Genomic DNA, 25694 nt, shown 5'->3' with positions numbered 1-25694 from the left:
TGAGGACACATGGCACAGGAAGGGATCAGCCGGTGAAGCTGTCGGGGTCGGCGGCCTTCCAGTCGGCGGCCCACCCTGCGGGCGGGTTGAGGGCGAGCTCGCCGGGCTTGAGCCACTCGTAGAGCTCCGCGTAGGAGCGGAAGTCGTCGCTGTCGGTGGCACGGCGACGCAGCAGGTGCGGGCCGAGGGCGCCGGGGTCGGAGACGCCCATCGCGGCCATGATCTTCAGGGCGCTGGAGACGGTCGCCTCCTGGAACCGTTGGACCCGCTCGGACTTGTCCGGGACGTCCAGGGCGCGAGCCCGGCGCGGATCCTGGGTGGTGACGCCGGTGGGGCAGCGGTTGGTGTGACAGCGCTGGGCCTGGATGCAACCGACGGCGAACATCATCGCGCGAGCCGCGTTGGTCCAGTCGGCGCCCATGGCGAGGCGTTTGACGATGTCGGAACCGGTGGCGACCTTGCCGCTCGCGCCGATCCGGATGCGGTCGCGCAGTCCGGCGCCGACCAGCGCGTTGTGGACGGTGATCAACCCTTCAGTGAGCGGCATGCCCAGGTGGTCGGCGAATTCCAGCGGGGCCGCGCCGGTGCCGCCTTCGGCACCGTCGACGACGATGAAGTCCGGGGTGACGCTCTCGGCGATCATCGCCTTGCACACGGCGAGGAACTGCACCCGGGCGCCGGGGCACAGCTTGAAGCCGACCGGTTTTCCGTCGGCGAGCTCGCGCATGCGTGCCAGGAACCGCACCATCTCGCGCGGGGTGGAGAAGACGCGGTGGTACGGCGGTGAGACGACCGTCTCTCCCTCGGGAACGCCGCGGACCTGAGCGATCTCGCTGTTGACCTTGTCGCCGGGCAGCACTCCGCCGATGCCCGGCTTCGCGCCCTGGGAAAGCTTGAGGGAGACGCACTTGACGGCTGGGTGGGCTGCCTTCTCGCGGAACTTGTCCGGGTCGAAGTCGCCGTCCTTGGTGCGGCAGCCGAAGTAGCCGGTGCCTATCTCCCAGATGATGTCGCCGCCGGGACGCAGGTGGTATTCGGACAAGCCGCCCTCCCCGGTGTCGTGGGCGAAACCTCCCCGCGCGGCGCCCGTGTTGAGGGCGAGGACGGCGTTTCCGGAGAGCGAGCCGAAGCTCATCGCGGAGACGTTGAGCAGCGCCATGTCGTACGGCCGGGTGCAGTCGGGGCCGCCGACCCGCACCCGGGGTGCCTGCTTCGGCATGTCGACCGGGTGCATCGACGGCACCAGGAACTCGTAGCCGCGGCTGTACATGTCGCGCTCGCTGCCGAAGGGCTCCTCGGCGTCCACGCCCTTGGCCCGCTCGTAGACGATGCTGCGGGTGTCTCGGTCGTAGGGGCGGCCGTCGTAGTTGCGCTCCACGAAGTACTGCTGGAGTTCGGGACGGATCGCTTCCAGGGCGAAACGGGCGTGCCCGAGGACCGGATAGTTACGCAGGACCGAATGGCGCCGCTGGAGCAGGTCGTAGCAGCCCAGCAGGGCGACGGCGCCCAGCAGGGCACCCGCGAACCACCACCACGGCGAGACGACGAACGCCGAGGTCACCGCTGCGGCGGCACACGCTATGAGTAGGGCTACGGCCCCAAATCGCACCATGGATGACCGGATATCCGGGATCGAAGCATTCATGTACGCCGCGGGCCACCCAGGGGCTCCTCGCTCCTGAGACACCGGGACTCGCCCCGCTGGAAGGGGTTACTCCCGGAGCCGTCTGCATTGTGCTCGGCGCCTTGGACAGCGCCGGCCCCACCGGCTCCGAGACTGCGTCGCTCGACAAGATCATGTCCGTGCTCAACGAGGATCGGATATGCAAACCTCCTTCTCCCAGACACCGAACGAGAGGACTGCCATGACCCGCGACGACGCTCTCAAACAGCTCAATCACCTCGCGCGCGAGAGGGCATTCGGTAGGCACGTCGGGTCTGACCGGCTCATCCAGGCTGGGCTGGACGCCCTGATGGCCGGGGTTGAGAGTCGCTCCCTCGCACTGCTGGCCGGTCTCCTCCGGAGCGAAGAGCCGGAGGCTCCGGCGCTCTTCGACCAGGTGCTGGAGGAGTTGGGACTGCTCTTCCACCCGCCCGCTGACCCTCGGGCCGCGACGTGGGCAATGGCCTACTGGGTCGCCGGTCGGATCGCCGACGGATCCCTGGATCCCGCCGTCGGCACCCATCTCATCTGGGCAGACATCGCCTACGACCTCGGTTACCCCGACGAACTGGAACCGCTCGTCCGCTGCGCGCATAACCTGGACGGCTGGGAGGAGAGTTGGGGAGTCTCCGTCGAGGAACTCAACGGGGAAGCGGTTGGGGCGGCGAAGCAGTTCTTGAGCACGGGGCCGGCAGCCGAGGCGGCGGGGGTCTGACCACCGGTCCATCCTCGCCAACCTGGATGGGTCACCCGCCCGCTACCTGGACCGCTCGCGCAGCGTGGCCACGCCACAGAAGTCGAGCCAGAACCCGTTCTCGTGAACAGAGCCAGAGGAGCGGGCTTCTCCATGCCGGCAGCGTCCGGCTGGTTCAGGCTCGTGGAGACGTCCACGCGCACCCGCCATCACCTCGCGCCACACTGCCCGTCGGCGAGCCGAGCGTCACGGGCTGCCCGGCCGCTGGTGGGCTCTCGACCTATCGGGACCGGCTGCTGGGGTCCACTCAGCCGACGATGGCCACCGGGGCGTCCCACGCGTCGCGGTCGACGGTGATGGTGTAACCGCCGTGGGATTCCTTGCTGTTGACCATGAACTGGTGGCCGCGGCTGTGGTCGGTGTAGAGCTTGCTCGCCCAGGGCCAGTCGCTGGTGGTCGTGTTGGTGTTGTCCCACTTCGCGTACCAGAGGTTGCCCGGCAGGTCGGTGCGGTCCGTGGCCGTGGCGACGGCTGCGGCGCTCGAGGTGCTGAAGCCGTAGTAACCCGCCCGGTACGTCTTGGCCCGCAGCGTCTTGGTGAACGAGCGCACGTAAGAGAGGACCGCGTTGTTGCACGCCGTGTTCTTGACGTCGTACGGCTCCATGTCCAGGTAGATCGCGCTGCCCGCCTTCATGCCGAGCGCGGACGCCTTGGCCACGGCGTCCGCGCCGTCCGAGGCGCCGAGGGAGGTCGCGTTGGCGGCCGTCATCTTCTCCGGGCTCTTGCCGGTCTGGCAGGAGGGCTGGGCTCCCACGTACAACGGGATCAGCTTCCAGCCCTGGGCGGTGACCGTCTTCACCCAGGACGCGGTGAGGTTCGGCTGCGCGCAGCCGCGGTTCTTTCCGCCGACGTAGACCGCCGCGGCCCCGTACGGACCCGGCTTCCAGGCCTTCATCGCAGCGGCGGAAGGAGCCGCACAGGTGTCGAACGCGAGACCCGTGAACGTCTTCTGCGCGGGCCACGCGGGAGCCGCCGACGCGCTCTGCGCGATCAGGCCGCCCGTCGCGGCCACCGCGGCACCGGCCACACCCCAGCCTATGTAGCGGTTTCTCTTGGAGAGCCGGTGCGCGGGCTTGCGCGACTTGTCAGACATTGGTCCCCACCCTTTGTTCCTGTGCTGATGCTGTGCGGAGCGCGGCAGCGTCCGCGCCACTTGAGCGGTGCGGCGGAGGCATCGGCGTCCGCCGTTCGTCCCCCTGAGCGCACCAGAGGATATCCAGGGCGCTCAACCCCGTGAGGATTCCGTGATCTTCACCTATACAAGCCTTGGTCAAGGAGGCGCAAATTCCGCATGGGCCGGCCGCTCGGTCATTCCTCCGCGCGAGGGCCCACGACGACCGTCACCCGTACCGCCGTCAGTCGCTCGGGCCGGGTCGACGGACGGCGCGGCGTACGCCTCCTCGCCCAGGCCGGACGTGGCCACGCCCATGTCCTTCGCCCGGCGCCCGCCCCCTCGCCGTTGAAGGACGGCGCTCGCCCAACGCAGCGCACTCGTGGGCTCTATCGGTAGAGCTGTCCTTGTTTGGGTGTCCGTTCTGTACGAGGAAGCGTGGGGAGGGCGCCCCCGTTGCTGACCGGGTGGCGTTGCCCGGGAGGCCCATGGTGCTTCGCACCGATGCGCCCTGGGCCGAGCGCGTCGTGCCTGTGGCCCATCTCAGCCGCAGTCATCAGACGGCATCAGCAGCGCCTTCCGACTACCTGGATCTGATGTCATTCCCCCGTGCCCCATGGGGGCCGACGGGCGTGGTTTCACTGCTGGGACTGGTGTGGTGGTGGTCCGGCGGGGGTGTAATGATGAGCCGCTTCGTCAGGCTCCTCCGGCCGCGAGGCCTTCCGCTGGTGTGCACCCGCGGCGAGCTGTGTCCCGCTTCCGGGACCGCTCTTGGATCGTTTCCCTGGGGAGGGACCCGTGAAGATCAAGCCTGCCCTCATAGCCGCCGCCTCGGCCGGCATCGTGCTCCTCGCCGCCGGTAGTGCCGATGCCTGCAGCATCGGCGACTTCACCACGAAGGCAACCTGCGACACCAGCACGGGGGAAGCCCGTGCCGCCATCACGATCACGGACAAGGACCCGTCCGGCACGCCTGCCGACATCACCGTACGGGTGCGGATGGCGTCCGGCTTCGACGGCGAGACCCTCGGTACGGCACACATCGCCCATCCCACGGCCAAGGGTGTGAGCACGACGATCCTGGTGCCGTGGCTCCAGGGCTACCAGTGGAACGTCTCCGTGACGGCGGGCCCCCTCGTCGACGAGCGGCTGACGAACCTGCCGGTCTCCCCGGACACTCCGTGTGCGCCGACGGCCTCCCACCCGGCCGGTACCTCGGCCAAGCCCGTCCCCTCGGCCTCGACGGTCACCACCGCGAAGCCGACTTCGTCAGCAGCCGCGCCGGTCGCGTCGGTCTCTCCGGCCCCCTCCGCCCCCTCGGCCGCCGCGTCTTCGCCCGCGGGCACTGCGCTCGCCGAGACGGGTGGCGGCAGCGACGCCCCTCTGATCGCCGGGTCGGCTGCCGTGGTGATCGCCGCCGGGGCAGGAGTCCTGTTCGCGATGCGCCGCCGCACGGCGGCCGGGCGGCACTAAGCCAAGGCCAGCGGCGCGGAACTCGGGGACATGGGACCGGTAGGTCTCGCCGCGCGTGTACGGCGCCCGCCCTGCCGGGCGCCGTACACGTAAGGGCCCGACTCGCTCGTCTGACGGGCCACCCCTCGCGCCAACGAACCTGCGTCGCCGCACGACCCTGTTGACCATCTCTGCACTCCCTGCTCGAGTCGGCGCGAGGACGGCGTTCCTGCCGACCGGCGGTTCCGGAACCGGATCAGCACCACCCCCCGGGGTGAGGCCGTCGCCCCTCTCAGTGAGAGGCCCCCCCCCTCGGCGAGACCGTCGTCGTGCGCTTGCCTCCGGGTGCGGCACCTACCCCCGGCCGTGGCCATGCCCCGCGTCGTCGCCCTGGTCATGACCGGCGTCGGGTGAGCCGCCCATCATGCGGAGCATGGGCACTCCGCCGGTGCGCAGGAAGCGCAGCAGCAGGGCTGCCGCCACCACGAGGAAGGCCATGTTGAGCCACGTCGTGTAGTTCCACGTCACGCCCTCCATGGGGATCTTCGCGTCCTCGCGGTCGGGGACAAGACCCAGGCCCCCGAAGGCGAACTCCACGACGTATCCGGCGACGACCATGGCCAGGTAGAACGTGCCGAGGAGAAAGGCGGCCATCCTGGCCCCGTAGTACTTCCGGTAGATGTTGAGGATCGGCAGGATCAGCAGGTCGGCGAAGATGAACGCCACCACCCCGCCGAAGCTGATGCCTCCCTTCCACAGGACGACCGCGAGCGGCACGTTGCCGACCGAGCACACGAACGAGGCGATCGCCACCAGCGGGCCGATGACCGGACCCCACAGCTTGGATGCCAGCGGGTGGCCGTCGAAGAAGAAGGCGCGCCAGAACGAGTCGGGAACCCAGGCGGCGATGGCACCGGCGATGAGCAGCCCGATGACCAGGTCGCGCAGGATCGCCGCCCATTCCATGACGAAGACGTGCGCCGTGGAGGTGAAGCCCTCCGGGGAGAACAGCCTTCGGGCGAAGGAGCCTTCGCGCTTGACTGACATGTCCATCGCGGCGTGGCCCTCCATCGAGCCGGCGACGCCGCGTTCGGCCCGCACGCGAGCCTCGCGGAGCATTTTGTCGCGCAGGAGCAGTCGGAACAGCACCGCGAGCAGGACGATCATGATGGGTCCGCCGACGAACTCGGCGGCGGTGAACTGCCAGCCCATCAGCAGCGCCAGGATCACTCCGAGTTCGACGACCAGGTTGGTGGAGGCGATCTCGAAGGCCATCGCCGCTGTGAAGTTCGCGCCCTTGCGGAACAGGGAGCGGGCCAGTGCCACCGCGGCGTAGGAGCAGGAAGAGGACGCCACGCCCAGGCCGGCGGCGAGCGCGAGCGTGCGGGGGCGGTCGTCGCCGAGGAGGGCGACGACGGTGGACCGGCGTACCACGGCCTGGACGACGGCGGACAGGGCGAAGCCCAGGATCAGGGCCCAGGTGATGTCCCACGTCATGGCTCCGGTGATGGACAGGGCGTGGAGGATGGCATGCATCCGTGAAGCCTTCCCTCTTCAGCCGGGCCCCGCTCGCGGACACGCGGACCCGGTGGGCACGGTCCGCGAACCGGGCGCCCTCGTGGCAGCCGCAGAGGTGGTGCCGTAGCGCGCTCGGCGAAAGCGGCGGCACGGAAGCGGCGCCCTCAGTACGTTCGAGCTTCCAGGATCATCACTGCGTCAGCGCGGAGGATCGATGCTCACAGACATGACTGCCGTCGTCACGGGTGGCTCCCGAGGAATCGGCCGGGCGATTGTTGAACGCTTGTGCCGCGACGGAGCGGAGGTTGTCTTCAACTACGCCACCAGCGAGGAAGCCGCAGCCGATGTGGTCCGGGCCGTACAGGCGAGCGGCGGCACGGTCCGAGCCATACGGATGGACCTGAAGGAACGGGACGCCGCGGAGCGGTTGATGGAAGCCGCCGAAGCGCACCTCGGCAGCCTGAGCCTCCTGGTGAACAACGCGGCGGTGTCGTTCACTCCCTCCCCGCTCGCCGAGACCGAGGCCGAGGTGTTCGACGACGTGATGGCCGGCAACACCAGGTCGGTCTTTCTGACGATGCGCTACGCCGCCAGGCACATGCGCGACGAAGGACGGATCGTGAACATCTCCACCATGAACACCGTGCGTCCCGTGGCGGGCATCGGGCCCTACGCGGCCAGCAAGGGCGCCATCGAACAGCTGACCGCGGTCGCCGCCCGGGAGCTCGGGCCGCGCGGCATCACGGTCAACACCGTCTCTCCCGGCGCGACCGACACCGAGATGCTGCGGGGCACCAATCCCCCGCAGGCTCTCCAGACGGTCGCCGGGATGACGCCTCTCGGCCGGCTGGGACAGCCGTCGGACGTGGCCGACGTCGTCGCATTCCTCGCGAGTCCGGACGGTCGCTGGATCACCGGCCAGAACCTGCGGGCCACGGGCGGTCTGGCCTGAGCCGGTCCCGCGCCGGACGGTAGACCAGGACCAGGGCCACCTCACGCGGCGGTGGCCGGGCCCGTCACCTCGGCCTCGGGGGCAGGGGCGGGGGCAGGAACGGTCGGGCGGCGGTTCGGCGTTGCGGGACGGCGCGGCATGCGGACGCGCGTCACCGCGAGTGTCAGCACCCCTGCCAGCAGTCCCCAGAACGCCGATCCGATGCCGAGCAGCGTCACACCTGATGCCGTCGCGAGGAAGGTGATGACGGCGGCCTCCCGCCCGTCGTCGTCGCCCAGCGCCGAGGCCAGCGAGTTGCCGATGGTGCCGAGCAGTCCGAGCCCTGCGATGCCCAGGACCAGGGCGTCCGGCATCGCGGCAAGCAGCGAACCCACGGCCCCGCCGAACACACCGACAAGGAGGTAGAACACCCCGGCCCACACGCCGGCGAGGTAGCGCCGTTCGGGGTCCTCGTGGGCCTCGCGGCCGGTGCAGATGGCCGCCGTGATGGCGGCGAGGTTCAGGCCGAAGCAACCGAAGGGAGCGAGGAGCAGGTTGACCGCACCGGTCCAGCTGATCAACGGCGAAATGGGCACGCGCTCGTACCCGGCGCCCCGCAGTACCGCGACGCCCGGCAGGTTCTGCGAGGCCATCGTCACGACGAACAGCGGCAGCGCGACACCGATGATCACCTGCCCGGAGAACTCCGGTGCGGTGAACACCGGTTGCGCGAAGTCGAAGCGCACCCCGGCCGCCTTCAGCGAGCCCTGCGCGGCGGCGATCGCCACGCCCACCACGAGCGGTCCGACGATGGCGAAGCGTGGGGCGACGCGCCGCCCCACGAGGTAGACCGCGAACATCGGGAAGACGAGCGTGAAATGGCCGTGCATGCGGGCGAACAGACCGGTGCCGAACTGTACGAGCACCCCGGCCAGCAGCCCCGCCGCAAGGGAGACCGGGACGCGGCTCATGACCCGCTCGAACCATCGCGTCAGACCGCTGAGCAGGATCAGTGCGGCTGACACCAGGAAGGCTCCGGTCGCCTGAGCCATCGTCACCCCGCCGAGTGCGGACACGAGGAGCGCGGCGCCCGGTGTGGACCAGGCCGTGACCACCGGGGCCTTGTAGCGCAGGGACAGCCCGATGCAGGTGGCTCCCATGCCGACGCCGAGCGCCAGCATCCACGACGTGACCTCCCCGGGCCCGGCGCCGGCCGTCCGGGCGGCGGTGAAGACGATCGCGGCGGAACTGGTGACGCCGACCAGCACCGCGATGAGCCCCGCCGTGACGGCCGACGCCGGCGCGAGTCGGCGGATGGTTCGATCGGACACTTCAGTACTCCCGTTCTGCTGGGCACGGGCTTCCGGGGAGACCGAGGCCGCTCCGAGACCTGCCCCTGCGTTCCATATACAGAACGCTATGCTTGCGAAACGTTAAGCCGGAGGCGTCGTCGCAGTCAACGGGCAGCAGGGTGCCGACAACTGAGCGGAGAAGAAGCGTGGCTCTTGCGGACCAGGTGGGACGGCGCTTGAAGGAGCTCCGAACGGATCAGGGGCTGTCCTTGTCCGAACTGGCGCGCCGCTCCGCCATCGGCAAGGGCACGCTGTCGGAGCTGGAGACCGGCCAGCGCAACCCGACACTGGAGACCCTGTACGCGCTCACCCGCGCTCTGGACGTCCCCCTCAGCAGCGTCCTGAACGTCGACGAGCCGGTCAGGGTGTCGGGTGCGGCCGTGGACGCGACCCTCAGCGAGAGGTTCGAGAGCGCCGAGGCGGTCACCGACGTGTTCCGCATCCGGATCCGGGCGGACGCGACCCAAGAGTCGGCCGCCCACGCCCCCGGCACGGAGGAACGCATCGTCGTCCTGTCGGGAACGGCCCGGGTGGGCCCGGCCGGCTCGCCCCGGCTGGTCCACCCGGGCGAGCAGGCACACTGGGCGGCCGATGTGCCCCACGTGTACGCAGCCGCCTCGGAGAATGTGGAGGCGGTCCTGTTCGTGCGCTGTCCGGTGCCGGCCCGGGTGGTGCCGTAGGAGGCCCCCTCCACCTTCCTCTCGCAGGTCCACCCGGGCCGTCGGGGGCCGTCGCGCCGACACTCCGGTGCGTTCAGCCCGCGCTGCCGACGCCCGTCACCCGTCGGAGTCGGGCGACGGCAGGTAGGCGCCGGGCACGGCGTTCGGGGCGTAGATCTTGCTGTCACCGGGGTAGGGCTTGGTCCAGTCATGGGTCTGGTACCAGGTGTAGCGGTTCATCTGGGCGGGGTTGGCGTAGTCCGGGACGGCGTTCGGGCCGGTCAGGCGCTGGTGCGCGGCCCAGGTCTTCCACTGCGCCGCGAGTCCCTGCTCGGCCGCCGGCACCCGTACGGACGTCGGCGCGGGCGCGGCGGCGGTGTCCTGCGCCGCCGGGGCGTCCGTGCCGCAGGACGGCTGCGGGCTCACGCCGAGTGTCAGTGACGTCCGGTTGGGGACAGCGGTGAAGGGGGTGTTGTCCGGCTTGCGGGTGAAGGCACCGGACATCGGGGTGGCCGCGCTGTCCTTCTGGTTCATCGGGTGGATCCCGAGGATCTGCTCGATGGTGCGGATCAGGGTGATCTGCGAGTAGTAGTGCTGGTCGACAGTGCCGTGCGCGGCCCACGGGCTGATGATCTGGACCGGGGCGCGGTGGCCGTCGACATGGTCGAGGCCGGCCTGGGAGTCGTCCTCGACGACGAAGATCGCCGAGTCCTTCCAGTACGTGCTGTGGGAGATCTCGTCGACCATCCTGCCGACGGCGAGGTCGTTGTCCGCCACCGCCGCGGCTGGACTCGCCGGGCCACCCGTGTGGTCGTTGGAGAACCAGAACATGTTCAGGTTCGCGGGGCCGTTCTTCTCGAAGTCCTGCTTCCAGATCTCGTTCTTGTAGATGTCCGGGACGTCGAGGTCGAACAGCGGGAATCCGGGCACCGAGACCTTGTTGAGCGAGGGGATCGCCGAGCCGGTCTTGATGGGATACGCGCTCGGACGGCCGGTCGTGGCCATGGTCTTCGAGTCGCAGTACAGGTTCTGCCAGGTCGCGCCGGAGGGCTTGGTCTCCAGCGACTGGAACTCCCCGTAGTCCTTGACCGTCTTCCCCGCTGCCTGCGCACCCGTCCAGAGGAAGCCGGACTTCTGGTGGCCGAGGGCGTCGTCCTCGGTGTCGTAGCTGCGCGTGTACTCGCCGGCCGAGGACTCGGTGTACTCCGGATTGTCGGACTGCATCAGCCAGTTGTGGCCCTCGGCCGAGTTCGTGCCGATGTCGTAGAAGTTGTCGTAGAGGCCGAACTGCTGGGCCAGCGCGTGCTGGTTCGGGGTCACGTTCGCGCCGAACTGCGTCAGCGACGCGTCGCCGTTGCCCTGCGGGAGATCGCCGAAGACCTGGTCGTAGGTGCGGTTCTCCTTGACGAGCAGGAAGACGTGTTTGATCGTCGAGGGGTCGCCGAGCCGGGCGGGGACGGGCACCGGCTTGGTGTGGCTCTTCCCCTTGGCCGAGGTGACCGATCCGTTGGTCCAGCCGTTCTGCTGGAACACCTTGGCCGTCTGGGCCCTGATGACCTGGTCGCCGGGCAGGTTGAACCGTGTCAGGCTCGACGTCGTGTCGTGAGTGCCGTGCGCGGTGCCGCCGGGCCGCCGGGCGTCGATGCCACGGGTGTTGGAGACGATGACTTCCCGGCCGACCGTGGTGACCTGTGCGGGGAAGTAGTCCGTCGGGAGGAGGCCGATGTAGTTGGCCGGCTGCTGGGGAGCGGCGTAGCGGAATACGGCGACCGCGTTGGCGCGGCCGAGCGTCACCAGCAGGTGGCCGTCGTCGGTGAGCGTCACGGCGTTGGGCTCGTAGCCGACCGATGCCTCGGGCCATGGCCGGGTGGCGATGGTCTGGACGACCCTGTCCTTGCGGGAGTCGACGACCGACACCGAGTTGTCCGCCGTGTTGGTGACGAACACCGTGCCCTGCTTCGCGTACACCGCGGTCGGGTGCAGACCGACGTCGATACTGCGGACGGCCGCCGAAGGGTCGGACACGTCGATGACGCTCAGCGTGCCGGTGGTGGTGGCGCCGGTGGCCGGGTTCGCCGGCACTTGAGTGCCGTAAGAGTTGATCGTGGTGTCGCCCGCCTTGGCCGGGCGGCCGCCCTCGTTGCTGACGTACAGCTTGCCGCCGGCCAGCGCGAGGCCGCGCGGGGCGTTGCCCACGGCCCAGCTGTGCTGGACGGCGCCGGTGGCCGCGTCGATCGCGACGACCCGGTTCTGGCCGTTCACGGCGCCGTACACGGTCGCGCCGTCGGCCGAGAACACCGCGGCGCCCACCAGGGCGTGCTTCGAACCGTCGGCCGCGATGGGAAAGACGACCGGGTCGGACAGGATGCCGTCGGCGCCCACGGTGAACCTGGTGTATCCGTCGCTCTGGCCGAGCCACAGCTGCTTCCCGTCCGGTGAGTACGTCGGCCCCTCCTGGCCGACCGCGCCGCTCTTGATGCGCAGGCCGTCGGCAGCGTTGGTGCCGATGCGCTGCTTCACCTGCCCGGACGCGAGATCCATGATGACCAGCGAGGCGTCGCCGTCGGTGACCGTGGCGGCGAGACGGGTGCCGTCCGGGCTGGGCGCGGACGACATGATCTTGCCGTCGTTGATGACGGTGCGGGTGCCGTACGGCGCGATGTACTGGTCGCTGGAGATGACTTGGCCCCTGGCGGTGACCTGGCCGACCTGCTGGGTGCCGAACTGGTAGGTCGAGGCGACGGCTGTTCCCGTGACGCCGAGGGCCACGGCGATGCCCGCCGTGACGAGGGTGGTGCGGCGGCCGGGGCGTCTGCCGAAGAGCGCGATCTGCCGGTCCTCGCTGATCCGGCGCCGACGTGTTACCTGCACGGAACTGTCCCTTCAGTGGGTGTCGAGCAGTTCGACGTAGCCGTCGAACTGCCACAGCGGATTCGGGGCGTTCCCGGCCGAAGTCCGTACCAGGAAGTAGCCGTTGACCTCCTTCGGCCCGTCGCCGTCGGCCACGAACCTCCCGTCCGATCCGATGTCGAGCTGGTAGACGGCCGTGCCCGTGGGCGTCACACCGGGCAGATGCCAGGTCACCACGCATCGCCAGTCATTGCCCGCGCCTTCCTGGGCGGTTCGGCCGTCGCTCTTGGTGCACGCCGCGGAGACGCGCAGTTGGGCCTCGGTGACGGCGGGACGGTTCAACTCCCCTGTCTGCATGCGGTAGAGGTGGCCGAACGCGGTGGCGACGGAGCTCTCGACCTTGGCCTGCCCGATCCCGGAGCCCGACGTGGGCGCGGCCACCCGGATGACGCCGACGGTGAGGGCGGTCAGTGCGGCGAGCGGAAGAAGCCCCGTCGCGATGGCGCGCCGCCCGGAGCCGTCGTGGGCGGGGTGCGTGAAGTCCCGCCGCACGAACAGCGCGTGGGCCAGCGCTGTCGCCAGCACGACCCACGCCAGGTCGACCGCGGTGGCGATGAGGAGCGGACCGAGCTGCGCGGGGCCGGTGAACAGCCCGTTCCACGCGATGAAGGCGTAGCCGGGCAGGGCGAGGCGTACGGCGACGGGCAGCGGCAGCATCTGCGCGACCTGCATCACGAGGGCTGCCAGGGCAGGCAGCAGCAGGCCCATGGGAGACCGCCCCAGGGCGATCGAGCCGAGCAGTCCGAGGCCGGCGAGGGCCAGGGTCGGGGCAAGGACGCAGAGCCACGCGAGCAGCACCCTTGAGGCCGCGTCTCCCGGCGTCAGCAGCCGGCCGTCGAGGCCGACCAAGGGCCGGTTGCCGGCCGACACGAGTCCGCCCGCCGTACTGGAGCAGGCGAGCCCGGCCACGATCAGCCCGATCACGGTGAGGCTCGCCAGCGTCTTCGCGACGAAGATCCGGCGGGGCGAGCGGACGGCGACCAGGAGGTGCCGCCAGGTTCCGAGCCGGTCCTCGGCGGCGAACACGTCGCCGGCGACCAGTGAGATCAGCAGAGGCAGGGCCCAGGTGCCCGCGAATCCCAGGATGACCAGCGGTCCGGCCCATCCCGTGGCGTGCATCCAGCGGCCGAAGAGTGTGTCGGAGGGCAGCGTGCTCTGCCGGCTCACGCCGACCACGAACAGCCCCGGGGCCGCCCAGCAGGCCAGGAGCAGCAGCCGGACCCGCCACTGGGACATCAGTTTGACGAGTTCGAAGCGGTAGGCCCGCGCGACGGGCACGCGGCGGGCGGCGGACGCGGACGCGGCGGCACGGTCGAGGGTCGTTGTCACGGTCCGGCCTCCTGCTGTTCCGTCAAGGCGAGGAACGCGGCCTCCAACGGCGATACCAGCGGAGCGAGTTCCCGCACGGCCGTGCCCGATCGGACGAGCTGCGCGATCAGTTGATCGAGCGCGGACAGCGATGCGTCCAGGACGAGGACCCCCGCGTCGTACCGTGCGGCGGAGTCCTCGACGATCCGCAGGCCCGCCATGCCGGCGGCCACCCTGCGCGTGCCCGAGGGGTCGGAGGTACGCAGCCTGTAGCGCACCTCACCGTCTCCCGCGGCGAGTTTGTCGAGCGGCCCGGAGAAGGCGACACGTCCGGTGGTGAGGATGGTGACCTCGGAGCACAGCGCTTCGAGGTCGTCCATGCGATGGCTGGAGAGCACGATGCTCGTGCCCTCCTCGGCCAGCCGCGTGAGGACGCCGTGCACGTGCTGCTTGCCCGCCGGATCGAGCCCATTGGACGGTTCGTCCAGGACGAGGAGCCGGGGCCGGGTGAGCAGGGCTGCGGCGAGGCCGAGGCGTTGGCGCATGCCGAGGGAGAAGCCGCGGGTACGCTCGTCGGCCACCTGCGTGAGACCCACCTGGTCGATGGCCTCGTCAACTCCCCTGGCATCGACGGCACTTCCGTGCAGGGCGGCCAGCGCGGCGAGGTTCTGCCGGGCCGTGAGCGTGGGATAGAGACCCGGGTTGTCCACGAAGCCGGCCACCTCTCGCGGTGCGGCGAGAGTCCGCCCGACCGGCGTCCCGAGGATCTGGAGAGTGCCGCGTTCGGCGACGGCGAGCCCGAGCAGCAGACCGAGCAGGGTCGTCTTGCCGGCACCGTTCGGCCCGACCAGACCGTGAATCTGTCCCTGGGCCACATCTAGGGCGACGTCGTCGAGCGCGACGACGTCGCCGAAACATTTGGTGATCCCACGGGCGCGGACCGCGAGGCGTTCGTCCATAGTCCCTTCTTCCCAAGCCTCAGGAAACCTAGGGACGTCACGCTGCGGGGGTGTGGTCGGCCGGTTGAACAAGCAGAAAACGGATCGTCAAGGCATGGGCAAGTCCGAGGGCCCGTAACGGTCGCAAGGAGCCCGGACCCGGACAATGCCGGGCTCGTCCACGGGGCGCCGAGGGGGGCTCGCCGGCCCAACCATGTGTGGAACAAGGGCAATCCCCTTGTCGGCTGGGACCATCGTGGCGGCAGCAGTCAGGGCGACCGCATGGAACCCTGCGTTGGCGAGCGCCGCGACGACCCGGGTGGCGAACAGGACCGCGGAGCTCGTGGTGCTGATTCGTCGGGAAGTGTCTTCAGGTGCCACGCGCAAGGCCACGGCGTCCGCGTCCTGGTCTCTCACGCGATGGCACCCCGGGGGCCCTACGCGGCCCTTTCAGTTTCAGGTGAGGTCGAAGGGAGCTGGGGGGACGCCCTGCCAGATCCGGCGGGAAGCCTCCTCGGGATAGGGCACGGTCCTCGGTTCGGTGGCCAGGACGCGGGTCAGCTGCCGGTCGGGGTCGTAAGCCGCCCACCCGGGGTTTCCGGTGGCGACGAACCGGACCCACCCCTGCTGGAGTTCGCGCGACACCTCGACGGCCTCGGGCGTGGGCTCGTCACCGAGGAGTTGCTTGCCTGTGGGGCTGTCCATCGTGCCGAACGCCAGGGGGACGTCGAGGCTGTGGCAGGCTCCACCGATCGTCGGTGAGCTGAGGTGCAGCTCGAAAAGGAACGAGTTGCCGCCCGCCGCCGCGTTCGCCTCGGCCAGCAGCAGCGACGGCATGCGGAAGGTGGCGTCGGAGTACACCGTCTCCAGCAGTTCTTCCGGGCCCGCGTGCGGATGGGCTGCGCGGTACGCGTCCGGACCGCCCGGCGCGGGGGCGAACATGTCCAGGGCGGTATCGGCGTCCTGCGCGGTGAACGTTCCCCGCCGCCCCATCATGACGCTGAACAGCCGGAACTCGTCGCGTGTATGGCCGATGAGGAGGTCGACTCCGGCGGCGCGGCCGTTGGCCAGGGCGGTCCAGGGCGTCTCGGTGAGGACCTCGCCGTCGATCACAGGGCACACCGCGATACCCAGGTGGGTGAGCCTCCCCCAGCGCTCCCGGTACTGGGGGAGGTCGACGCACAGAGCGGTCAGCTCGTCGGCCAGGCGTTGCGGGGCGATGCCGGCCAGCGCGGCGGCGGTGGGCGCCGTGCCGAGGCGGTCCGCGAGCGTGGCGGTGACCTGCTTCGCCAGGGCGGGCATGCAGTGCAGGCCCGGCACCGAGTGAGTGATGGCCCGTCGGAACAGGGCACGCGCCGGCGCCATCGTCAGGAGCGCGGCGACCGACCCTGCCCCGCCGGACTGCCCGGCCACGGTGACCAGCTCCGGGTCCCCGCCGAACCGGGCGATGTTCTGCCGTACCCACTCCAGTGCCGCGACCTGGTCGAGCAGGCCACGGTTGGCCGGGGCGCCGTCGAGGAGAGCGAACCCTTCCGCACCCATACGGCAGTTGACGCTCACCACGACGAGCCCTGCCCCGGTCAGCGCCGTGGGGTCGTACATCGGGTCACCGGGGTCCCCCGCCATGTAGCCCCCACAGATGATCCACACCAACACCGGCAGGCCCGCGCTGCCGGGGTCCGGCGTGCATACGTTGAGCGTCAGCCAGCCCGTGTCCTCCGACGGCTCCGCCCGAGTGGGCCCGGACTGGGGTGCGACGGGCCCGAATTCGGCCGCCTGCCGGAGTTCCTCCCAGGGACGGACCGGTGCGGGAGCGGCGAAGCGGAGCGCACCCACGGGCGGCTGGGCATAGGGGATGCCGCGGAACACCGCGTGCCCCTGTCGCCAGCGGCCCTCCACGACGCCGTCGGCGGTACGCACTCTCGGCTGCTCAGGCATAGCTTGTCCTCTCCGGCCGGTATCCGCAGGCTCCCCAGCGTTATCGGTCAGCTGTATTATGTCAACCGTATGGGAACGAGAGCGGAGCAGACCGTGCCGAAACAAGTGGATCACCGCGAGCGCCGCGAAGCGATCGCCAGAGCGCTGTGGAGAGTGGTGGACCTGCGCGGCGTCCTGCACCTGAGCCTGCGCGAGGTGGCACGGGAGGCAGGCATCTCCCACGGACAGCTGCAGCACTACTTCGCCTCCCGGCAGGCCCTGCTCACCTTCGCCATGGACTTCGCCGCCGAGCAGACCACGCAGCGCATCAGCCGGAGCCTGGCGGAACTCGGTGACCCGCCGCACCCCCGCGACGTACTCCGACTGACGCTCACGGAAATGCTTCCGCTCCACGCCGACGCCCGCGCGACCAGCCGGATGAACGCCGCGTACGTTCTGGAGGCACTGCACGACGAGAAGGTGCTCGCTCGCACGCGTGACGCCATGGCCCAAGGGCGCGCGCGGATTGAGCAGTTGATCCGCCAAGCGGTCGCGGACGGGCACATCCGCTCCGCCTGTGACCCGGCGACCGAGACCGACCTCTTTCTCGCGCTCACCGGCTTCGCCACCCTGATCGAACTGAGTGTGATCGATCCCCAGGACGTACTCAAGGCCGTGGATCAGCACCTGGACAGACTGTTCGGCTAGGGCTGTTCGGCTAGGGCCCGACCTACCGCGCACACCGCGCGCATTTCCCTCAAGGGAGTCGGTTCATTTCCCTCCCCGGTTCCCGGCACCAGCAGAATTCTTGGGGCACCGGAAGCACCACCGGCGCACTGCACCACGAATCCCTCCAGCCGTGACCCGATCCGGCCGTGCGGGGCCCTTTCCCCGGGGACGGGGCGGGCGCCCGCTGGGTAGCCTCCACACGGTATGCAGAGACTGTGACGCCCGACATCCTGGAGCATTCATGACCCCGGAGATAGACGACGCATTCGCCGGAATCAAGAGCGAGCACGGATCGGATTCGATCGCTCGGGTGGAGGAGATGCTGGCAGCGGGAAAGAAAGACCGCCACCCGATGCAGAAGGGGGCCAAGTGGATTTTACCGGGGGTTTCCCAGCAGGCCTGGCACGATCCATACGGCCACCCCGAGATAGCACCCGTGGTGCGCGCCTTCGAGGCGAACCACGCCACGATCAAGAAGGAGTTGGAGGACGCCTGGGCCGCCCGGCGAGGCGCGTTCTCCGATTACGAGCACTACCTCACGCGTCAGACGGACTGGCAGGCTCTCTATCTCTACCGCAAGGGCGGCCTGGTGGAGGAATCGGCCGCCGCGGTGCCGACCGCCTTCCAGATGCTGAAGGAGGAGGCGGTCGACACCGGGAAGCTCTGTCCCCTGCTGGAGAGCCATTTCTCGACCCTGCTGCCCGGCGCGGCGATCGCTCCCCACTGCGATCTGTGGAACTTCAGCATCAACCTGCATCTGGCGGTCGACATCCCCGAGGGGTGCGGCATCACGGTCGCGGGCGAGACGCGGTTGTGGCAGGAGGGTGCGTGCCTGCTCTTCGACTACTCCTTCGAGCACGAGGCGTGGAACCGCGGGACGCGTCCACGGACGTGCCTGCTGGTCGACCTGTGGCACCCGGAGACCACCGTCCCCGAGCGGAAGGCGCTCGTCGCGGCCGTCACCGAGATCCGCACGCTGATGGGCGAAGGCTGACCCATGAGGAGGACGCGATGGCCGCTCGTCCTCGTCACGACCGCACGGGCACCGTCACCGCCTCCACCGTCACCTGGCCCGAGTCACGGAACCTCAGATCGAAGCGGACCTTGTCCCCGGCCTTCAGCTCTGGCGGATCCTCGACCATGACGTCGACGCCGTACGGGGTCATCTGAACCCGTCCTCGGGCCGGGATCGGCAGGCTGTCCAACGGCTCCATGTGTCCCGCTCCGTCCTTCGTGACCCGTCGCCCCAGCATGACGCCCCCGAGCCGAGGGGAGGAGACGGAGGTCAGCACGTCACCGGTGGCTCCCGTGTTGCTGATGTCGAAGAAGGCGGCCGTGTTCTCGGAGTTGGGCGGCACGAAGATACGCGCGTTGCTGACGCTGATCCTCGCCGGCGCGTCACCAGCGGCGCCCGTGGACGTATAGGCCGTCAGAAGCAACAGCGCCGTCACGCATGTGACCACGGGTACCAGAGCGGCGCTCAGCGCTCCGGCCCCCGCCCGGCGCCGGGGTGGCGAGGAGCGTTCGGCCGGGTCGGTGGACGAGGGGGCACTCATCGGATCTCCTCAAGGGGCGAGGCGGTGCCGTCGTGCGCCGTGGACGGCTGGGTCCGACCGCCCCTGCCGGCGGCGGATGCCGATCCGGAGCGGTGGCGGTGTCCGGGTGGCGCGTAGGCGCGCAGCCGCAAGCTGTTGGCGACGACCAGGACGGAGCTGGCGGACATCGCCACGGCGGCGAACATCGGGGTGAGCCAGCCGGTGGCGGCCAGGGGAACGGTGACGACGTTGTAGCCGAAGGCCCAGATGAGGTTGGCGCGGATGGTGCTCAGGGTCCGGCGCGTGAGGTGTACGGCCGCGACCACGGCCTGCATGTCCTCGCGTACGAGGGTGATGTCGGCGGCGCCGATGGCCGCGTCGGTGCCGCCGCCCATGGCGATGCCCAGGTCGGCCGAGGCCAGCGCGGCGGCGTCGTTGACGCCGTCGCCGATGACCGCCACCCGGCGCCCTTCGTCCCGGAGCCGGGCGACGAGGGCGGCCTTGCCCTCCGGGGTGACCTCGGCGTGCACCTCGTCGATGCGGACCTGCTCGGCGACGGCGCGGGCGGCGGCGGGTCCGTCGCCGGTCACCAGGATGGGCTCGATGCCCAGCCGGCGCAGGTGCCGTACGGCGGAGTAGCTGGAGGGCCGCAGCGTATCCCCCACGGCGAGGACGCCGACGGGGCGCCCGTCCCTCTCGACGACCACGGCCGTGCGAGCGGCGGAATGGGCGTCCTCCAGGGCCCGTTGCAGGGCGTCCGGGAGCGGGATGTCGGGCCGCGGGCGGCCCACGACCACCTCATGGCCGTCGACCCGGCCCCGGACACCGTGTCCGGCAAGCGCACGGAAGCCGGTCACCGGCGGCAGCCGGTCGCCGTCCTCGGCCTGGCGCGCGGCGGCGGCGACGGCTCGGCCGATGGGATGCTCCGAGCCGTGTTCGACCGCCCCCGCCAGGCGGAGGATCGCGCCCGCGTCCTCCCCGTCCACCACCGTCGTCCCGGTCAGGGTCATGCGTCCGGTGGTGAGGGTGCCGGTCTTGTCGAAGACGACGGTGTCGATGTGCCGCAGCCGTTCCAGTGCTTCGGGGCCGCGCAGCAGGACGCCGAGTTGCGCGCCGCGGCCGGTCGCGGCCATGAAGGCGGTCGGGGTGGCAAGCCCCAGGGCGCAGGGACAGGCGACGACCAGGACGGCGACCGCCGCGGTCACGGCCGCCGAGGGATCCGCTCCGGCGCCGAGCCAAAAGCCCAGTACCGTGCACGCCACGGTCACGATGGCGGGTACGAAAACCCCCGCGACGGCGTCGGCGAGCCGCTGGATACGCGCCTTGCCCGCCTGTGCGTCGCTCACAAGACGCGTGATCCGCGCGAGTTGCGTGTCGGCGCCGACCGCCGTGGCCCGGACCACGAGGAGTCCGCCCACATTGACGGCGCCGCCCACCACGGCCGAGTCCGGGCCGACCTCCACCGGCACGCTCTCGCCGGTCACCAGTGACAGGTCCAGGGCGGAGCTGCCGTCGGTGACGACCCCGTCCGTGGCAACCTTCTCCCCCGGCCGTACCAGGAACTCCTGGCCGGCCCGCAGGGCGGAGACCGGAACCCGCCGGCCCTGGCCGCCCGCGCGCAACTCGACGTCCTTCGCGCCGATTTCGGCGAGCGCGCGCAGCGCCGATCCCGTCCCCCGCTTGGCGCGTTCCTCCAGGTACCGGCCGGCCAGCACGAACAGCGGCACGCTCACGGCCGCTTCCAGATACAGATGCGCGCTCCCGCCGCCGGCCTCGGGCAGCGGACTGAACGGCATGCGCATGCCCGGCCGGCCCGCGCCCGCGAAGTACAGGGCGTACGCGGACCAGGCGAACGAGGCGAACACGCCGAGGGAGATCAGGGTGTCCATGGTGGCCGTGGCATGCCGCAGCCCCTTCAGGGCCCGCTCATGGAACGGCCGCGCGCTCCAACACACCACCGGGACCGCCAGGTTGAAGCAGAGCCACTGCCAGTAGGTGAACTGCAGGGACGGCGCCATGGAGAGCACCAGGACGGGCAGCGAAAGCAACGCCGTGATCAGCAGCCGGCCCCCGTCGCTGACGCCCGCGCGAGCCGACGGCCGCTCGGGTGCCGCGCCCTCTGGCTGTTCCTCCGCGGGCGGTGGCGGAAGCTCGGCCGTGTAACCGGCGCTCTCCACCACGGAGATCAGCTGCTCGGCGGTGACCGACGGGGGGTGGGCGACACGGGCCCGCCCCGTGGCCAGGTTGACGGTTGCGGTCACGCCTTCGACGCGGCCCAGCTTCTTCTCGACCCGGCCCACGCACGCGGCGCACGTCATGCCGCCGACCAGCAGGTCGGTGGTCGCGCCGGGTTCACCGGCGCCCTCACGCGCATTGGCGGCGGTCATCGGCTCACCTGGCCTTCACCGTCGAGCGGGCCGAGGCCTCGCATGCCCGGCATTCCCGGCCGGTCCGGCGACTCCTCGGACGCCGGCACGGTGCGGTGCATCCCCGGGGCCACCGGACCGGCCGCGCGCCCCGCGGCATAGGACGCCGCCGTCAATGTCACGAGCAGCACGACGAACGCCAATAAAGCTGGGGGGACGGAAAGAGCACGCCTCGACTTCTCCATGCATCCATACGGTAGGGGGGTACCTTGCCAATGACCCGATTCGGGCGTGTGACAAAGAACTTGGCTACTGCCGGGAACTGGATGACTCTTCCATCCGACTCCCTATGATTGAGCACTTGTCGGCCCTTTCGAAATATCGCACTCCGGATCGCCCGGAACGATATCGACGAAGGGAGCTGGTACGTTTTCAAGGGCGCTGAAATCAGCCATCCATGACGCGTCGAGATTCGACCGAAAGGGCTGGAACCCACAGGCACTGTCAGCCGACTTGTCGCATAGGGAGCCCGCCGGCCCGCTCTTCGAACACGCAGCGACCCCGCTCTTCTGCCCCGTAACCTGCATGCCCACCTGGCATGTTCCACAGCAGGCTCCTCCAGCACCCTTGTTGAATGTTCGAGCTTCAATCAAGACATCCATGATTCTTGCAACCGGCTCGCAAGCCAGTCCGAAAACAAGAGGCGAGAACTTGTGGATGGCGACGTTTGTGAGCCACGCTCCCGGGGTGAGCCGCCGTCCTGTTTCAGGGGGACGGATTCTTAGGGGGAAGCGTTCCGCAATGTGTGCAGTGAATTCGCCGTCTGCTCCGTCCCGTCAACGCCTCGGGTTGCCGCTCCTGGTCCTGGCCGCCGCGCAACTGGTCATCTCACTCGACTACAACATCGTGTACGTCGCCCTCCCCAGCATCGGCGGCACGCTCGGCTTCTCGGGACAGGACCTTCAGTGGGTCGTCAGCGCCTACGTCGTGACGACCGCCGGGTTCCTGCTCCTGGGCGGCCGGGCCACGGATCTGCTGGGCCGGCGCAGGGTCTTCGTCGTGGCCGCGTCGCTGTACGCGGTCTCCTCTCTGGTGGGCGGCCTCTCGGAGTCGCCCGGCGTGCTGGTCGCGGTGCGCGCGGTCCAGGGTGTCGGTGGTTCGCTGCTGTTCCCCGCCGCCCTCTCCCTCATCAACACGCTGTACGAGGAAGGCCCCCGTCGTAACCGGGCGCTGGCCGCGTGGGGCGCCGCCGGGGCCGGCGGGCTGTGCTTCGGATCGCTGCTGGGCGGGGTGCTGGTCGACTCCTTCGGCTGGCCGGCGGTGTTCCTCGTCAACGTCCCGCTCGCCGGGGCCATCGCCCTGGCCGGAACGTTCCTCTTCCCCCCGGACGAACCCCTGACCCGGCAGCGGAACTTCGACCTGCCGGGCGCACTGACCGCCACCGTCGGCATCACGCTGCTCGTCTTCGTCCTCATCCATGCGCCGGAGGCCGGCTGGGGCAGCCGCGGTGTCCTGATCTGCGCGGCCCTCTCGGCGCTTTCCCTGTCCCTGTTCGTCCTCGCCGAGAGCCGCAGCCGAGCCCCGCTGACACCGGGGCACCTGTTCCGCCACCGCGGTCTGCTCGGCGCCATGGCGCTGACCGCGCTGTTCAGCGCCACGTTCAGCTCGCTGCCGTACTTCTTGACCCTCTACTTCCAGACGGTGCACGGCTACAGCGCGATGGCCACGGGGGCCGCCTTCCTCGTGCCGGCCGTCGTCGTGGCCGCCGGGACGAAGGCCGGCGAGCGGGCGGTTGCAGCGCTGGGCGTGCGGACCACGCTCCTTTGCAGCATGGCGACCGGCGCCGTCGGCGCCCTCCTCCTCGCCCTCGCGTTCAGCGGTGACGGTTCCTATGCGCGTCTGCTGCCCGGGATCGCGCTGCTCAGCCTGGGGCAGGGCGCCACCTGGACGGCCATGTGGATCGCGGCGGCCACCGGCGTCCCGGACCAGGACCAGGGCATCGCGTCCGGCATGGCGTCGACCACCCTCCAGGTCGGCAGCGCCGTGGGCCTGGCCGTCCTGGTGGCCGTCGCCGGCACGGGCAGCCACGACCTGACGGCCGCCGGCCTGCTGGACGGGGTCCGCGGCGCCGTCTTCGTGATCGCGGCCGGAATCGGTGTCGGCGCTCTGGCCCTGTTGCCCCTTCGAAGGCGTGCCGACGTCTGAGCGCGCCGGTTCCTCCCCCTCCCACGCCCCTTCCGTACCCGCCATCCCAGATATCCCTTCATGCATGCCGGGAGACCTAGGAGCTCTTGTGTCCAGCACGCTCGACCGACCGCTCAGCAAACCCGCCCCTCCCACCTCCCCGCCGCACGATCGCGCCGCCGTCCTGTGCGGGCTCGCCGGCTGGCTCCCGCCGCGTGTGGTGACCAACCAGGAACTCTCCCGACGGCTCGACACCAGCGACACCTGGATCCGCTCCCGCACCGGAATCGGCCGCCGCCACATCGCCGGCCCCGGCCAGGCCACCTCGGACCTGGCCGCGGAGGCAGGCCGACAGGCGCTGCGGTCCGCGGGTGTGGACGACGTCGACGCCGTCGTCGTCGCCACGACGACCCCCGACCGCTCCTGCCCGGCGACCGCCCCCCTCGTGGCCGACCGGCTCGGCCTGACGGGAGCGGCTGCCTTCGACGTCGGCGCCGTGTGCACCGGGTTCGTCTACGGCCTCGCCACGGCCGCCGGGCTCATCGCGGCCCGGGTGGCCGAACGCGTCCTGCTCATCGGCGCGGACACCTACTCCACGATCGTCGACCCGGACGACCGGACCAACGCGATGATCTTCGGCGACGGTGCCGGCGCCGTCGTGCTGCGCGCCGGACACGCCGATGAACCCGGCGCCGTCGGCCACTTCGACCTCGGCAGCGACGGCGCCGGCGAGGAACTGATCATGGTGGCGGCCGGTGGTGCACGACAGCGCTCGGCCGCCGCGCCGGCCGCCGCGCAGGACCACTACTTCGCCATGCGCGGCAAGGAGGTCTTCCGGCACGCGGTCACCCGCATGACGGCCTCCGCCCGCGCCACGCTGACGCTGGCCGACCACAAGGCCGACGACATCGACCGCCTCGTCCCCCACCAGGCCAACCTGCGCATCCTGCGCTCGGTGGCGGAGGAGCTCGGACTGCCCCCGGAGCGACTGGTGACCAACGTCGAGTCGGTGGGCAACACCGGCGCCGCGTCCATCCCGCTCGCCCTGGCCGACGCGGCTGCCCGGCACACCATCCACGCGGGCGAGCGCGTGCTGCTCACTGCCTTCGGCGGCGGGCTGACCTGGGGGTCCTGCCTCCTGACCTGGCCCGCTCTCGCCCGGACCGATCACCCGCACGACACAGGAGGAACGCAGGAGTCATGAGCACTACCTATGACCAGCTGGTCGAGATCGTCACGAAACTGCACGACGCGCCGCGCGACCGGATCAGCCCGGAGGCCACCTTCGCCCAGCTGGACGTCGACTCTCTGACGATGGTCGAGATCAGCATGCGGATCGAGCGCGATCTCGGCGTCCACATCGACGACAACGAACTGGAGGAAGACCTCACCCTCGGCGCGACCACCGAACTCATCGACGCGAAGCTCACCCAGTAGCCGCGGCCACCACCACTGTCAGGACCTCAACCGAGAGCAGGGACCATGCAGATCAACGAAGTCACGGGCACCAACCTCGGCGCCACGGTCGACGGATTCGACTACGCCAACGCTTCGGCCGAGGACATCGACGCCATCAAGGCGGCCGTCTACACGAAGAAGATCGTCGTCCTGAAGGACCAGGATCTGGCGCCCCGTCAATTCCTGGAACTGGGGCGGCTGTTCGGCCGTCCCGAGACCTACTACGAACCGATGTACAAGCACCCCGAGGTGGAGGAGATATTCGTCTCCTCCAACGTGCCCGAGGACGGCAAGCAGATCGGCGTGCCCAAGACCGGGAAGTTCTGGCACGCCGACTACCAGTTCATGCCGGACCCCTTCGGCCTGACGTTCATCTACCCGCAGGTCGTTCCGGAGAAGAACCGGGGGACCTACTTCATCGACATGGGCAAGGCGTACGGGCTGCTCCCCGAGGACCTGAAGAAGGAGACGGCGGGCACCTTCTCGCGGCACTCGGTGCGCAAGTACTTCAAGATCCGGCCCTCGGACGTCTACCGGCCGCTCTCGGAGATCATCGAGGAGGTCGACACCAAGACCCCGCCGGCCGTCAAGCCCAGCACGTTCATCCATCCGATGACCGGCGAGACCATCCTCTACATCAGCGAGGGCTTCACCGTCGGCATGGAGGACGGCGACGGCGAACCGCTGGAGGGCGACCTGCTCCAGCGCCTGTTCGCGGCGACCGGCCAGCTCGACGACACCTTCGCCCACCCCAACATCCACCTCCAGACCTTCGAGAAGGGCGACCTCCTGGTCTGGGACAACCGCAGCCTGATCCACCGCGCCCGGCACACCACCACCCCGGAGCCGACCGTCTCCTTCCGGGTGACCGTGCACGACGAGCGCAAGCTCTACGACGGGGCCGCGTGA

At 70.1% G+C, this 25694-nt stretch carries 21 protein-coding genes and 1 pseudogene; 10 read left to right on the top strand and 12 right to left on the bottom strand.

The features are described 5' to 3' along the window. Positions 1-25: 25 nt before the first annotated feature. Positions 26-1612, bottom strand: a complete 1587-nt coding sequence (locus OOJ98_RS15490) for an FMN-binding glutamate synthase family protein (protein WP_267055270.1) — start codon at positions 1610-1612, stop codon at positions 26-28. A gap of 211 nt (positions 1613-1823) precedes the next feature. Here OOJ98_RS15490 and OOJ98_RS15485 point away from each other — a divergent pair, with 211 nt between their 5' ends. Further along, positions 1824-2378, top strand: a complete 555-nt coding sequence (locus tag OOJ98_RS15485; protein ID WP_267055269.1) for a hypothetical protein — start codon at positions 1824-1826, stop codon at positions 2376-2378. A 286-nt stretch (positions 2379-2664) separates the two neighbouring features. Here OOJ98_RS15485 and OOJ98_RS15480 read toward each other — a convergent pair whose 3' ends face one another. Further along, the gene (locus OOJ98_RS15480) at positions 2665-3510 is read right to left on the bottom strand and encodes a glycoside hydrolase domain-containing protein (protein ID WP_267055268.1); all 846 of its coding nucleotides are present in this window, start codon (positions 3508-3510) and stop codon (positions 2665-2667) included. A gap of 816 nt (positions 3511-4326) precedes the next feature. Here OOJ98_RS15480 and OOJ98_RS15475 point away from each other — a divergent pair. Next, positions 4327-5001, top strand: a complete 675-nt coding sequence (locus tag OOJ98_RS15475) for an LAETG motif-containing sortase-dependent surface protein (protein ID WP_267055267.1) — start codon at positions 4327-4329, stop codon at positions 4999-5001. A gap of 333 nt (positions 5002-5334) precedes the next feature. Here the strand turns inward: OOJ98_RS15475 and OOJ98_RS15470 are convergent, their stop codons facing one another. After that, positions 5335-6516 (bottom strand): permease, encoded by a 1182-nt coding sequence (locus tag OOJ98_RS15470; RefSeq protein WP_267055266.1) that lies wholly within the window; start codon positions 6514-6516, stop codon positions 5335-5337. 196 nt (positions 6517-6712) lie between these two features. On the opposite strand from OOJ98_RS15470, the gene OOJ98_RS15465 reads away from it, so the two are divergent. Further along, positions 6713-7450 (top strand): SDR family NAD(P)-dependent oxidoreductase, encoded by a 738-nt coding sequence (locus OOJ98_RS15465; RefSeq protein ID WP_267055265.1) that lies wholly within the window; start codon positions 6713-6715, stop codon positions 7448-7450. Between the two features lie 41 nt (positions 7451-7491). Here OOJ98_RS15465 and OOJ98_RS15460 read toward each other — a convergent pair whose 3' ends face one another. Then, on the bottom strand, positions 7492-8760 hold the full coding sequence (locus OOJ98_RS15460; RefSeq protein WP_267055264.1) for a benzoate/H(+) symporter BenE family transporter: 1269 nt from the start codon (positions 8758-8760) through the stop codon (positions 7492-7494). 167 nt (positions 8761-8927) lie between these two features. Here OOJ98_RS15460 and OOJ98_RS15455 point away from each other — a divergent pair, with 167 nt between their 5' ends. Continuing rightward, complete coding sequence (locus OOJ98_RS15455) at positions 8928-9461, top strand: helix-turn-helix domain-containing protein (protein WP_267055263.1); 534 nt, start codon at positions 8928-8930, stop codon at positions 9459-9461. A gap of 96 nt (positions 9462-9557) precedes the next feature. Here the strand turns inward: OOJ98_RS15455 and OOJ98_RS15450 are convergent, their stop codons facing one another. From OOJ98_RS15450 to OOJ98_RS15430, 5 genes and pseudogenes are all read right to left on the bottom strand, one after another. Then, a complete protein-coding gene (locus tag OOJ98_RS15450; RefSeq protein WP_267055262.1) occupies positions 9558-12311 on the bottom strand; it encodes an alkaline phosphatase family protein in 2754 nt (917 codons plus the stop codon). A 12-nt stretch (positions 12312-12323) separates the two neighbouring features. Beyond that, a complete protein-coding gene (locus tag OOJ98_RS15445; protein ID WP_267055261.1) occupies positions 12324-13679 on the bottom strand; it encodes an ABC transporter permease in 1356 nt (451 codons plus the stop codon). Next, positions 13676-14617, bottom strand: coding sequence for an ABC transporter ATP-binding protein (locus OOJ98_RS15440; protein WP_267055260.1), 942 nt, complete (start codon positions 14615-14617; stop codon positions 13676-13678). Before OOJ98_RS15440 ends, OOJ98_RS15445 begins: the two co-directional genes overlap by 4 nt. Before the next feature lie 204 nt (positions 14618-14821). After that, a pseudogene (locus OOJ98_RS15435) lies at positions 14822-14950 on the bottom strand (Cmx/CmrA family chloramphenicol efflux MFS transporter); the annotation flags it as partial. Between the two features lie 102 nt (positions 14951-15052). Continuing rightward, a complete protein-coding gene (locus OOJ98_RS15430) occupies positions 15053-16534 on the bottom strand; it encodes a carboxylesterase/lipase family protein (protein WP_267055259.1) in 1482 nt (493 codons plus the stop codon). Between the two features lie 93 nt (positions 16535-16627). On the opposite strand from OOJ98_RS15430, the gene OOJ98_RS15425 reads away from it, so the two are divergent. Both OOJ98_RS15425 and OOJ98_RS15420 read left to right on the top strand, forming a co-directional pair. Then, on the top strand, positions 16628-17221 hold the full coding sequence (locus tag OOJ98_RS15425) for a TetR/AcrR family transcriptional regulator (protein ID WP_267055258.1): 594 nt from the start codon (positions 16628-16630) through the stop codon (positions 17219-17221). Between the two features lie 262 nt (positions 17222-17483). Then, positions 17484-18236: an aspartyl/asparaginyl beta-hydroxylase domain-containing protein gene (locus tag OOJ98_RS15420; protein ID WP_267055257.1), complete on the top strand. Its 753-nt coding sequence runs from the start codon at positions 17484-17486 to the stop codon at positions 18234-18236. A 34-nt stretch (positions 18237-18270) separates the two neighbouring features. Here OOJ98_RS15420 and OOJ98_RS15415 read toward each other — a convergent pair whose 3' ends face one another. Genes OOJ98_RS15415 through OOJ98_RS15405 form a run of 3 tightly spaced genes read right to left on the bottom strand, consistent with a single transcriptional unit; the run spans position 18271 to position 21388 of the window. Continuing rightward, entirely contained in the window at positions 18271-18798 is a 528-nt protein-coding gene (locus OOJ98_RS15415; protein ID WP_267055256.1) for a copper chaperone PCu(A)C, read from the bottom strand. Next, positions 18795-21164, bottom strand: coding sequence for a cation-translocating P-type ATPase (locus OOJ98_RS15410; protein ID WP_267055255.1), 2370 nt, complete (start codon positions 21162-21164; stop codon positions 18795-18797). The genes OOJ98_RS15415 and OOJ98_RS15410 overlap by 4 nt, the downstream gene beginning before the upstream one ends. Continuing rightward, positions 21161-21388, bottom strand: a complete 228-nt coding sequence (locus tag OOJ98_RS15405; protein ID WP_267055254.1) for a hypothetical protein — start codon at positions 21386-21388, stop codon at positions 21161-21163. Before OOJ98_RS15405 ends, OOJ98_RS15410 begins: the two co-directional genes overlap by 4 nt. A gap of 565 nt (positions 21389-21953) precedes the next feature. Here OOJ98_RS15405 and OOJ98_RS15400 point away from each other — a divergent pair. The 4 genes from OOJ98_RS15400 (at position 21954) to OOJ98_RS15385 (ending at position 25694) form a co-directional block, all read left to right on the top strand. Beyond that, positions 21954-23348, top strand: coding sequence for an MFS transporter (locus OOJ98_RS15400; RefSeq protein ID WP_267055253.1), 1395 nt, complete (start codon positions 21954-21956; stop codon positions 23346-23348). A gap of 88 nt (positions 23349-23436) precedes the next feature. Beyond that, the gene (locus OOJ98_RS15395; protein WP_267055252.1) at positions 23437-24531 is read left to right on the top strand and encodes a beta-ketoacyl-ACP synthase III; all 1095 of its coding nucleotides are present in this window, start codon (positions 23437-23439) and stop codon (positions 24529-24531) included. Further along, positions 24528-24764 (top strand): acyl carrier protein, encoded by a 237-nt coding sequence (locus OOJ98_RS15390; protein ID WP_267055251.1) that lies wholly within the window; start codon positions 24528-24530, stop codon positions 24762-24764. Before OOJ98_RS15395 ends, OOJ98_RS15390 begins: the two co-directional genes overlap by 4 nt. Positions 24765-24809: 45 nt before the next feature. Next, on the top strand, positions 24810-25694 hold the full coding sequence (locus OOJ98_RS15385) for a TauD/TfdA family dioxygenase (RefSeq protein WP_267055250.1): 885 nt from the start codon (positions 24810-24812) through the stop codon (positions 25692-25694).

Source organism: Streptomyces sp. NBC_00083 (assembly GCF_026343295.1).
Classification (GTDB): domain Bacteria; phylum Actinomycetota; class Actinomycetes; order Streptomycetales; family Streptomycetaceae; genus Streptomyces.
The sequence above is the reverse complement of the archived record's forward strand: the minus strand, read 5'-3'. Positions and strand labels throughout refer to the sequence as shown.

What these genes read in the sequence shown, in the direction of transcription:
- OOJ98_RS15490 (WP_267055270.1), bottom strand. Translation starts at nt 1,612, where the DNA reads ATGGTGCGATTTGGGGCCGTAGCCCTACTCATAGCGTGTGCCGCCGCA.
- OOJ98_RS15485 (WP_267055269.1), top strand. Translation starts at nt 1,824, where the DNA reads ATGCAAACCTCCTTCTCCCAGACACCGAACGAGAGGACTGCCATGACC.
- OOJ98_RS15480 (WP_267055268.1), bottom strand. Translation starts at nt 3,510, where the DNA reads ATGTCTGACAAGTCGCGCAAGCCCGCGCACCGGCTCTCCAAGAGAAAC.
- OOJ98_RS15470 (WP_267055266.1), bottom strand. Translation starts at nt 6,516, where the DNA reads ATGCATGCCATCCTCCACGCCCTGTCCATCACCGGAGCCATGACGTGG.
- OOJ98_RS15465 (WP_267055265.1), top strand. Translation starts at nt 6,713, where the DNA reads ATGCTCACAGACATGACTGCCGTCGTCACGGGTGGCTCCCGAGGAATC.
- OOJ98_RS15440 (WP_267055260.1), bottom strand. Translation starts at nt 14,617, where the DNA reads ATGGACGAACGCCTCGCGGTCCGCGCCCGTGGGATCACCAAATGTTTC.
- OOJ98_RS15430 (WP_267055259.1), bottom strand. Translation starts at nt 16,534, where the DNA reads ATGCCTGAGCAGCCGAGAGTGCGTACCGCCGACGGCGTCGTGGAGGGC.
- OOJ98_RS15420 (WP_267055257.1), top strand. Translation starts at nt 17,484, where the DNA reads ATGACCCCGGAGATAGACGACGCATTCGCCGGAATCAAGAGCGAGCAC.
- OOJ98_RS15415 (WP_267055256.1), bottom strand. Translation starts at nt 18,798, where the DNA reads ATGAGTGCCCCCTCGTCCACCGACCCGGCCGAACGCTCCTCGCCACCC.
- OOJ98_RS15410 (WP_267055255.1), bottom strand. Translation starts at nt 21,164, where the DNA reads ATGACCGCCGCCAATGCGCGTGAGGGCGCCGGTGAACCCGGCGCGACC.
- OOJ98_RS15405 (WP_267055254.1), bottom strand. Translation starts at nt 21,388, where the DNA reads ATGGAGAAGTCGAGGCGTGCTCTTTCCGTCCCCCCAGCTTTATTGGCG.
- OOJ98_RS15390 (WP_267055251.1), top strand. Translation starts at nt 24,528, where the DNA reads ATGAGCACTACCTATGACCAGCTGGTCGAGATCGTCACGAAACTGCAC.
- OOJ98_RS15385 (WP_267055250.1), top strand. Translation starts at nt 24,810, where the DNA reads ATGCAGATCAACGAAGTCACGGGCACCAACCTCGGCGCCACGGTCGAC.